The following is a 10,619-nucleotide window of genomic DNA, read 5'->3' on the forward strand; positions in this document are numbered from 1 at the left end:
ATATACAATGACTTATATTAATAGAATAGTCTGAAACTCTTTTATTTAGGTGATTCACTTAATATCTCCTTTAATATTTGATCTTCATTCTCTGTAACTTCTTGATAAAAATTCTCTAAACCAGCAACACAAACTCGATCGTCAAAAAGATAATCTTGCCGCTGGCTCATCTTTTCTGAAATCTTACCTCGCCACTCTAATTCTAAACCCAAGTTAACAGCAATGTCAATATATTCAACCTCATTTTTGGCAATGGTATCTGTCACTCCTAGCATCTTCAAGAAACTATCAGCATGAAGACCGCGCATGAATTCTCCCGGACAAGTTACAATGGGTAAATTACACGCGATCGCTTCCAAGGAAGTATTCCCGCCAGACCAAGTAAAAGTATCCAAAAAGACATCAGAAAGAAAGTTAATGGCGATATAATCTTGGCGAGTGGCGATTGGCATAAATAAACAATAATCTTCATAATTCAGATTGACCTTTGCAAAAGCACGATTCAGGCGTTTTCGCAACAATTCCCCGCGAGGAAAAATAAATTGAGCTTGGGGAACGCGCAGGGCAATTTTAGCTAAAATATAATCGTATTGTGGTAAATATTTAAATGGAGCTTGACAGCATAAATAAATAACTGCATCCTCTCGCAAGTTAAAATCGGAGCGAGTATTAGTTAATTTTCCCACAATTGGTTTCGGGTATGCAACACCGATATTAGGTAAGCGAATCAGGGTTTCCGAGTAATGTTGCTGTGCATTTTCTGGTTCCATCAATTCACTAGATAAATAATAGTCAATTGTCGGCAAACCCGATGTTACGGGATGTCCCCAGGCTGAGCATTGTATGGGAGCAAGACGCAAAGCTGCTATTTGTATAGTAGGTGCATCCATGCCAATTTCTGGAAATACAAGTATGTGCAGTTTGTCGGCAATAATTTGTTGGCTAACTGCTTCTAAGTTGTGAGGGATATGGTGAAAAACATCGCTGCTATCTCGGAATTGTTGAGTGATCAAATCTGGATCGTTTCCTGTATAATAACTGTAAATTTCAAACTTGCTTTTGTCGCTGTAACGCAACCAACCAGTTAGCCATAAAGTGCCGCTATAAGAGTGCAAGTAATTGGAGATATAGCCTATTCTGATTTTACCATTTTCTGGCAATGGAGGCATCGCTCTCGGCTCAACCCACTGGGGATAGTTTGCTGCTAATATTTGATGTAATAAGTTACCATACTTTGATTGCGATTCTACAACGTTATGAGCTTGATAAGCTAAGTAAAAATTAGTGTAGGAACCAATACCTATGAGAGTATTGATTTTATCTTCAGGCGTTTGGAGAGATGTTTGTTGAATCAAAGTATGTAGCTTTTGAATGAATCGCTGGCGATAATATTCTATTTCCTCTGGAGTATCGTAAACTATTGGCAGTAGTAAATTTTTCAATAGCTGAAAAACGTATTCTTTTGGGACTAATTCGGCTGCTGTCTCTGCACTTGAGATGGCTTCTTTGGTATATCCATTTTGCTGTAATATTGTAATTAGGTAAAAGTGTAGTTTACCTGTGGTAGGGTAAATGCTGATGCCTTGTTGGAGAATGGCGATCGCGTCTTCTATTTTCTTAAGATTTCTCCAACATTCGCTTAAGCTAAAATAAACTTCTGCATCTCCGGTTTGGCTTTCCAATAACCTTTGATAACGGCTAACTGCTTCTTCATATCTACCTTGCTGGTAAGATTGGTTTGCTAAGTTTAGAAGTAATGATGGTTCTAGTTTCAATGATTGCGGTTTGCTTACTTCTTCTATTTCTAATGTGGGAATATTCGCGAATCCTGAATCTGCGATTGCATCCTCATTTTCCGTAGTTAATTTAATCCGATATTGAATCTGAGGTAAAATATTCTGCCAATCCTTTTGAGCGAGATTTTCTAGTATAATTATTTCCGGTTCGCTGTCGGTATCTAAATCTTCTTGGAAAAGCAAATCGAGCGTAATTCCTGATAAGATCAGATTGGGATCTAATTCAGACTCAGCAGAGAGGTTGCTGCTATCTATTAGCAGTGCAATATTATCTTTGTCGGGATTAGTCAGGATAGCTTTGATTATTTGTTCTAAATCTAAGTATAAGGATTCTTCGGATTGATTCCAATCTGGGAAGATGATTAAATTTAAAGATCGAAAATTTAATGTAGCAATATTCATTGTTTAGCCCTATAATCAATATAGATAAATTGTTGCACTCGCTGCCACACTTTATCTAACAAATCTGGCATATCAGCATCAAACCATTCAATTTGAGGATAGGCTTTAAACCAAGTCCGCTGACGTTTGGCAAATTGCCGCGTATGCAACACTGTGAGATTTTTAGCTTCAACCAGACTAATGTTACCAGATAAATATTGCTTCATTTCTTGATAACCTAGCGTGTTTAGTAGGGGTAAGTCAAAGCCGTATTTATCGCACAAAAATTGTACTTCATCTAGCCAACCAGATGCTAGCATTTCCTCCGTGCGTTGTTGAATGCGATCGCCTAATCCAGCTTCAGAATCTAAACCTATCTGTAAAATCGGATAAGTTGGCGGGTTTTCGCCTTGCTGCTCGGAAATTGTACGCCCTGTGACATAAAATACTTCTAAGGCTCTTAAGGTTCTGACTGGATCGTTGGCGTGAATTTTGCTGGCTGCGATCGCATCGACTTGTTGCAGCATAGCGTAACATTGATGTTGACCTAGTGCGGTAAGTTGCGATCGCAATTCTGGTACGGGTGCGACTCTGGGAATCTTCAAACCCTGCACGACTGATTTAATATATAAGCCAGTTCCCCCCACTAACAGCGGCATAGTGTTAGACTGATGGAACTTTTCAATTAAGATTTGAGCTTGTTGTTGGTAATCTGCTACTGTCAAAGTTTCTGTAGGATCGCAGATATCAATTAAATAGTGCGGTACTAACTCGCGATCGCGCTTCGTTGGTTTCGCCGTACCGATGTTAAACTCGCGGTAGACTTGGCGCGAGTCTGCACTAAGTATCGCACTTTCTAGCCTGTGAGCCAAGGCTAAAGCCAGTCCCGACTTTCCCGTAGCCGTCGCACCACAAATTACAATTAAACCTGTCGTCACTTCAGACATTAACTCCTGCGTTGCTAAACTGTTAAATCGCTGAAACCTTAAGAAGTGCATCCCCAACTAAATTTATCAAACTCTTATACCAAATTTACATGAAGTTGTATACAATTAAAGATTCTCTTTAAAAGGCATCAGCCATTGCACGTCGATTGATTCTGGCGATCGCAGACCCCATGACCCAATGGTAGAATACAAAACTATCGAGATGCTTTTGCATCTCTTGACCGACTTTGAACCCACTGGGAAAATTGGCGACGAGTCGGGATGGCGAGTTAGTTTTGTTGCCGAATAAAGGAGTAGATTGTTTTTGGGTGGTAATTGGTGGGAAGTAAGTTGGCACTTTACCAATAAATTAGCCAAAATAGAGACATCAAAAACTTGAGACAGGTTATATTTTATGAGCAAACAAACTGAAGCCGAGGCGATTATTAGATCCCATGTATTGTGGGCAATGGGTGGTGGGTTAATCCCAATCCCACTGGTTGATTTTGTTGCTGTCACTGCTATTCAACTGGAAATGCTCCAGCAAATTGCCGCTGTTTACGATGTTAGCTATTCTAAGAGCATGGGCAAAACATTTGTTTCAGCGCTTACAGGTACTAGCCTTGCTAGTCTGGGGGCGAGTTTTCTCAAAGCACTTCCTGGTTTGGGTACGATGATTGGTGGAGCATCGATGGCGATCGCTTCTGGTGCTTCGACTTATGCAGTCGGACAGGTTGCGATCAATCTTTTCTCTAGCGGTGGTTCCCTGAATAACTTTGTTGAAGAACAAGTGAAAACGGTTTATGATTCAGCCTTTGAGAAAGGCAAAAGTTATGTTTCAGATTTAGAAAATGAAAAGGGGAATGATGCTGCTAATATTTATCAGTCTCTCGAAAAACTGGGTAAGTTGAAAGAGCAAGGCATTCTCACGGAAGAAGAATTTCTTGCCAAGAAGCAAGAACTACTGTCTCGACTTTAAGAGGATATCTTTACGCTAGAGCGATCGCCCTTCATTATGCTCTTCCTAAGTGCGATCGCGCCACAGTACCTCAGAACCATGACTCCGCAATTCCGTCTCGCTGCGATCGCGCTCCCCAACTTACTGCTACCAGTCCCACCACCAAATGTCAACAGGCGCGATGCTTAACCTTCAGAACTGCATCCCCCCAATAAATTTATATTGAGAATGCCCTAGCAGCGCCTTTAACCGTTTTATACTATGATTTTTACAGTTTTTAACTAAGAGCAGCTTTAGGGGCTTATACGCCATTATTGGAGCCATATTAGTATGACCAATTACAGCGCCGATCAAATTCAAATTCTTACACCTACCGAAGCAGTCCGCAAACGGCCGGGGATGTACATCGGTACAACAGGCGCGCGAGGACTCCACCATTTAGTTTACGAGGTTGTGGACAACTCCATCGACGAGGCGATGGCTGGCTACTGCACTCACATTCAGGTTGACATTAATGCTGATGGTTCCGTGACTGTAACAGATGACGGGCGCGGCATTCCTAGTGATATCGTTGCTAAGAATGGCAAATCATTCGTAGAAACAGTCTTGACGGTTCTTCACAGAGGGGAATGGTGCGATCGCGACAGCTACAAGGTTTCTGGGGGGCTACATGGAGTTGGAATAGCAGTCATCAATGCTTTGTCCGAGTGGTTGGAGGTGACAGTTTGGCGGAAGGAACAAATTTATACTCAGCGTTTTGAGAGAGGCATCCCAGTTACCGAATTGATAGCCAAACCCAGCTTAGAAAACCGCACGGGAACTTCAGTTACTTTCAAACCAGATTCGCAGATTTTCACCACTAGCATTGAGTTTGATTACAATACTTTTGCCATTCATTTGCGGCAAATTGCTTATGTCAATCCTGGTCTGACAATTATTTTGACTGACAACAGTTTGGAAATGCTCGATAGCAGTTCTCCCCGCATCGAAACCTACTGTTTTGAACTCGGCATCCGGGAATACGTCGCCTACTTAAACTCTGACAAAGAACCTCTGCACGAAGAAGTGATTTATATTGAGGGCGATCGCAACGGTATACAAGTACAAATAGCCTTTCAGTGGTACGTTCCGAGCGAATATGGCTACGACAAACTGTTGGGTTTTGCCAACTCCATCCGTACTATCGATGGCGGTACTCACATAGAGAGCTTAAAACTAGCGATCCCTCGCACGGTGAGCGCAATCGCTCACAAGCTAGGCAAGCTTAAAGATGCAGACACAAATTTAGGCTGGATGGATGGTTTCAATTGTGGCTACACTGGCATCATTGCTGTTAAGCTACCGAATCCGATTTTTGAAGGCCCAACCCGAACTCGTCTAGCTAATCTGGAAGTAAGAGAATTTATTGAATCTCTTGTGCGAGAGAAGTTGACAGAGTATCTGGAAGCTCACCCTGATGTAGCGATCGCGATCGTAGAACAAGCAATCCAGGCTCATAATACAGCCGTTACAAAACGTCAAGAGCGGGTATTGTTGCGCCAGCAAGAATTACTAAAAGATTGATTTACCTTTATGCTAGAGCGATCGCCCTTTCTGCAATCTTTGCAAGCGCGATCGCCATCAGCTAATTCGCTCTAACAGGACTTCATTAATCACTGTTTGATAGCCAATGCCTCTTTTTTTGGATTCTTCGATCGCCCAAGCTAGAACTTTCGGGTGAAGTTTGAGCGAAATTAATTCATACTTTTCTTCTTCATTTTTGGCGGGTAAATCTCGTTCTCTTAACTTGATGCCAAACTGTTCAGAAATTGCCGATCTGAATTTCTGGCTTTCTTCTGGTGTGACTCGTCTTGCCCTCTCGAACGGGAAGTCAGATTCCTTCTTCATATCTCTTGCGCTCTGTTTTTGTCGCTTTTAATGTTATGCTTAAGCCAATTAGACTCAGCTTTGTTCTCATCCCACTCAAACTGCATTTCTAGTATAGACTAAAAATATTTTCTCCAGTTATTTTATCCTAATCGATCGCTATTTATTATCTAGTAGTGAAACATTGGTGTACGATCTGCGATCGCACTCCCTAACTTCACCTTGCTAGCAGTCCCACCGCCAAATGTCAACAGGCGCGATAGCTCAAACCTTCAGGAGTGCATCCCCCCAATAAATTTATCTTGAGAATGCCCTAGCAGCGCCGTTAACCGTTTTATGCTATAATTTTTACAGTTTTTGCTTAAGAGCAGCTTTAGGGGCTTATACCCCATTATTGGAGCTATTTAGTATGACCAGCAGTTACAGCGCCGATCAAATTCAAGTTCTCGAAGGTCTCGAAGCAGTCCGCAAACGGCCGGGGATGTACATCGGTACAACAGGCCCGCGAGGACTACACCATCTAGTTTACGAGGTTGTGGACAACTCCATCGACGAGGCGCTGGCTGGCCACTGCACTCACATTGAAGTTGACATCAATGCCGATGGTTCCGTAACTGTAACAGATGACGGGCGCGGTATTCCCACCGGCATCGTTGCCAAGACGGGCAAATCGGGAATAGAAACAGTAATGACAGTGTTGCACGCCGGCGGTAAGTTTGGCGGCGGCGGCTACAAAGTTTCTGGAGGGTTACACGGGGTCGGTATTTCCGTTGTCAACGCCTTGTCTGAGTGGGTGGAAGTCACTGTTTGGCGCGATAAAAAGGTACACAATCAACGTTTTGAGCGCGGTATTCCCGTCACCGACCTCGTTGACAAGCCGAGTAAAGAAAATCGCAGTGGTACATCAGTTTCTTTCTTGCCTGATACGCAGATATTTAGTACAGGCATTGAGTTTGATTATACCATTCTTTCCGGGCGGTTGCGAGAATTAGCTTATCTGAATGCTGGCGTTAAAATTACGTTTAGCGATCGCAGATTGGAATTGCTCAAAAGCAGCGAACCCCACATCGAAACTTACTGCTATGAAGGCGGTATTAAAGAGTACATCGCTTACATGAACCGCGATAAGCAACCCCTACATGAAGAAGTAATTTTCATTCAAGGGGAACGCAATAATGTACAAGTAGAAGTTTCTTTGCAGTGGTGTATTGATGCCTACAGCGATAACGTTCTCGGCTTTGCAAACAACATCCGTACCATCGATGGCGGTACTCACTTAGAAGGGTTGAAGGCGGTGTTAACGCGGACAATGAACGCGATCGCCCGCAAACGCAATAAGATTAAAGAAAACGAACCTAATCTCGGCGGTGAAAATATTCGGGAAGGTTTGACAGCCGTTATTTCTGTAAAAGTACCTGACCCAGAATTTGAAGGTCAAACTAAAACCAAGTTAGGTAATACTGAAGTTCGGGGAATTGTCGATTCCTTGGTAGGCGAAGTATTAACAGAATATTTGGAGTTTCGCCCCCAAGTTGCCGACACCATTTTAGAGAAGGCAATTCAAGCCTTTAAAGCTGCTGAAGCCGCCCGCCGTGCCCGCGATTTAGTAAGGCGAAAATCAGTCCTAGAATCGTCTCCTTTGCCAGGGAAATTGGCTGATTGTAGTTCCAGAGATCCTTCAAAATCAGAGATATATCTCGTGGAAGGCGACTCCGCCGGTGGTAGTGCCAAACAAGGACGCGATCGCCAATTTCAAGCCATCCTACCTTTGCGCGGGAAAATTCTCAATATTGAGAAAACCGATGATGCCAAAATCTACAAGAATAATGAAATTCAATCACTAATTACTGCCTTGGGATTAGGGATCAGAGGCGATGAATTCGATCCTTCTCAATTGCGGTATCACCACATCGTAATTATGACTGATGCTGACGTAGATGGAGCCCATATCCGCACGTTATTGTTGACTTTCTTCTACCGCTATCAGCGATCGCTTGTCGATCAGGGTTATATTTACATTGCCTGCCCTCCACTATATAAGGTAGAACGAGGACGCAATCATTTCTACTGTTACAGCGATCGCGAACTCCAAAACCTAATCCGCAACGAATTCCCCGCTAATGCTAACTACACCATTCAGCGGTTCAAAGGTTTAGGTGAAATGATGCCACAACAGTTGTGGGAAACTACCATGAACCCTGAAAGTCGGACGCTGAAACGAGTTGAAATTGAAGATGCTGCTGAGGCCGACCGTATCTTTACAATTTTAATGGGCGATCGCGTCGCACCTCGCCGCGAATTCATCGAAACCTACGGCCCCAAACTCAACCTTACCGACTTGGATATTTAATTTGTAGGGTGGGCGCTGCGATTAGACAATCCCAGGAGAAAGCTTGTTAAGTCGCAGCGCCCACCTTACGACTAATCTCCAGCAAGACTTACACGCGCGGTCAAAAACCCGGTTTCTGCTAATATTTCTCGGATATATCGATAATTTTTCCCAGAAACCGGCTTTTTTGCCTAAGTTTTATAGCAACCACCAAGACAGTTAGGACACTCTAAATAGCCCAAACCATTGATTCTATACCCCCTCTTCCCCTAACTCTCTAGCCCTCTAACCCTCTAGCCTCTAACTCTCTAACCCTCTAACCCTCTTCCCCTAGCCCCTAGCCCCTAGCCCCTAGCCCCTTCTTCCCCTAGCTATATAAATCGTAATAAAATTTCTCATCAAATCAGTTTACGCTAGCAATTCAGGTGACTTTGAGCTGGTTCGTGAATTGACCAGCAAACACAAAACTTGAACTCTAGAAAAATATTAGATTATGACCATCAACTTAGCAGCCAAATTACGTGAAGGAACGAAAAAAGCCCACACGATGGCAGAAAACGTGGGTTTTGTCAAGTGCTTTTTAAAAGGCGTTGTCGAAAAAAATTCATACCGGCCTTTGGTGGGTAACTTCTATTTCATTTACTCAGCAATGGAAGAGGAAATCGAACGCCACCGCAATCATCCCGTTGTTTCCAAAATTTACTTTCCTGAGTTGAATCGCAAACAAAGCCTAGAGAACGATTTAGCCTACTATTACGGCCCTCAATGGCGCGATGTGGTAGCCCCATCGAAGGCTGCTAAAGCTTACGTTGAGAGAATTAGAGAAATTTCGGCAACAGAACCGGAATTATTAATTTCTCACTCTTACACTCGCTACATCGGCGATTTGTCCGGCGGTCAAATTCTCAAAGGAATTGCTGTACGGGCGATGAATCTGTCGGATGGGGTTGGTACTGATTTCTACGAATTCCCTGGAATTCCAGATGAGAAGGCGTTTAAAAATAACTACCGTCAATCTCTGGATAGTTTAGATTTGGATGATGCTACTTGCGATCGCATTGTCGATGAAGCAAACGCAGCTTTTGGCATGAACATGAAATTATTCATGGAATTGGAAGGCAGCTTAGTGAAAGCGATCGGTCAAATGCTCTACAATACGCTTACCCGCAAGCGTGGTACTGGTAGTACAGAATTAGTTACTGCTGAGTAGATAGCGATCGATTCGAGATAATTTAATCTTCTCTAGAGAAGATAGTTTTAAAATCCTGGGGGTTTGATGGCTTTGAAGCAGTCACCAAATCTCCGGGATTTTGCATTATAATTTTTGCATTATAATTACTCAGAGATCGCTAGATTCTATTTCTCTCGATAACATAGGAGAGCAAAAACAATGGTGATGACACAATCCCCCACCCAATTCAGAACAGCCCCAATCAAAATCACCTGGGAAAAACTACCAGACGATTATAAATTAGAAGAGGAACCTGTGGAAAATACTGGTCAACCCTTGATTGCTGGTGCTTTACGAGAAACCCTAGAACTAATTGGTTTTATCAAGCCAGAAATGTTAATCGCCTCCAATTTTGGACTCTGTGCCACCATTGATGAACAGTTAGTAATTAAAGCCCCAGATTGGGTGTATATTCCTTCAGTTGAGCCACTTGCACAAGCAAAATCCCGGAGGAGTTATACATCAAACTTAGAAGGAGAAGTCCCGGAAATTGTGATGGAATTTCTCTCAGAAACTGATGGCGGTGAGTATTCAGTAAAGCGCACATATCCGCCGGGAAAATGGTTTTTTTACGAACAAGTTCTGAAAGTTAAAACATATATAATTTTTGAGCCAGACGCGGGACTTTTAGAAGTTTATCGCCTACAAGGAGAGCGGTATGAATTAGAAATACCGCAGGAAAATGGTCGCCATTGGATGCCTGAAATGGGATTATTTTTAGGAACATGGCGAGGGAAAAAGGAAGAACATACGAGTTATTGGTTGCGTTGGTGGGATGAATCTGGGAATTTGCTACCTTGGGCAGTAGAACAAATTGAAATTGAACGTCAAAGGGCGGAACAGGAACACCAAAGGGCGGAACAGGAACGTCAAAGGGCGGAACAGGAACGTCAAAGGGCGGAACAGGAACACCAAAGGGCGGAACGTTTAGCTCAGTATTTACGTTCTCAAGGGATTAATCCCGATCGATTGAGTGAATAAGCTGTCGCGCAAGTAAGTATAAGGAAGAAGGAAGAAGGATTTAGTTATCTATAGCAATCCTAAATGAATCGTAAATTTTTTACCCCACCCCAACCCTCCCCTTGCTAAGGGGAGGGAGTAAGAAATTCACAAATGATTTAGGATTGCTATA

9 protein-coding genes are annotated in these 10,619 nt (G+C 42.9%); 5 read left to right on the forward strand and 4 right to left on the reverse strand.

What is annotated here, in order from left to right; translation table 11 throughout:
• Nucleotides 1-41: 41 nt before the first annotated feature.
• The 3 genes from OSCI_RS08685 to OSCI_RS29795 form a co-directional block, all read right to left on the reverse strand.
• Nucleotides 42-2,198 (reverse strand): tetratricopeptide repeat protein, encoded by a 2,157-nt coding sequence (locus OSCI_RS08685; protein ID WP_007354548.1) that lies wholly within the window; start codon nt 2,196-2,198, stop codon nt 42-44.
• Nucleotides 2,195-3,124: a tRNA (adenosine(37)-N6)-dimethylallyltransferase MiaA gene (gene miaA, locus OSCI_RS08690; RefSeq protein ID WP_007354549.1), complete on the reverse strand. Its 930-nt coding sequence runs from the start codon at nt 3,122-3,124 to the stop codon at nt 2,195-2,197. Before miaA ends, OSCI_RS08685 begins: the two co-directional genes overlap by 4 nt.
• Nucleotides 3,125-3,242: 118 nt before the next feature.
• Nucleotides 3,243-3,461: a hypothetical protein gene (locus OSCI_RS29795; RefSeq protein ID WP_148288904.1), complete on the reverse strand. Its 219-nt coding sequence runs from the start codon at nt 3,459-3,461 to the stop codon at nt 3,243-3,245.
• A gap of 57 nt (nt 3,462-3,518) precedes the next feature.
• On the opposite strand from OSCI_RS29795, the gene OSCI_RS08695 reads away from it, so the two are divergent.
• Both OSCI_RS08695 and OSCI_RS08700 read left to right on the forward strand, forming a co-directional pair.
• Entirely contained in the window at nt 3,519-4,082 is a 564-nt protein-coding gene (locus OSCI_RS08695; protein ID WP_007354550.1) for a DUF697 domain-containing protein, read from the forward strand.
• Between the two features lie 309 nt (nt 4,083-4,391).
• On the forward strand, nt 4,392-5,624 hold the full coding sequence (locus OSCI_RS08700) for an ATP-binding protein (protein ID WP_007354551.1): 1,233 nt from the start codon (nt 4,392-4,394) through the stop codon (nt 5,622-5,624).
• Nucleotides 5,625-5,681: 57 nt separating this feature from the next.
• Here OSCI_RS08700 and OSCI_RS08705 read toward each other — a convergent pair whose 3' ends face one another.
• Entirely contained in the window at nt 5,682-5,948 is a 267-nt protein-coding gene (locus OSCI_RS08705; protein ID WP_007354552.1) for a BrnA antitoxin family protein, read from the reverse strand.
• A 388-nt stretch (nt 5,949-6,336) separates the two neighbouring features.
• Between OSCI_RS08705 and gyrB the strand changes: the two genes are divergently transcribed.
• From gyrB to OSCI_RS08720, 3 genes are all read left to right on the forward strand, one after another.
• Entirely contained in the window at nt 6,337-8,277 is a 1,941-nt protein-coding gene (gene gyrB, locus OSCI_RS08710; RefSeq protein WP_007354553.1) for a DNA topoisomerase (ATP-hydrolyzing) subunit B, read from the forward strand.
• Nucleotides 8,278-8,749: 472 nt separating this feature from the next.
• Nucleotides 8,750-9,466, forward strand: a complete 717-nt coding sequence (locus OSCI_RS08715; protein WP_007354554.1) for a heme oxygenase (biliverdin-producing) — start codon at nt 8,750-8,752, stop codon at nt 9,464-9,466.
• Between the two features lie 180 nt (nt 9,467-9,646).
• Nucleotides 9,647-10,468 (forward strand): Uma2 family endonuclease, encoded by an 822-nt coding sequence (locus tag OSCI_RS08720; RefSeq protein ID WP_007354555.1) that lies wholly within the window; start codon nt 9,647-9,649, stop codon nt 10,466-10,468.
• Nucleotides 10,469-10,619: the final 151 nt, after the last annotated feature.

This window comes from Kamptonema sp. PCC 6506, assembly GCF_000180455.1.
GTDB lineage: Bacteria > Cyanobacteriota > Cyanobacteriia > Cyanobacteriales > Microcoleaceae > Kamptonema > Kamptonema formosum.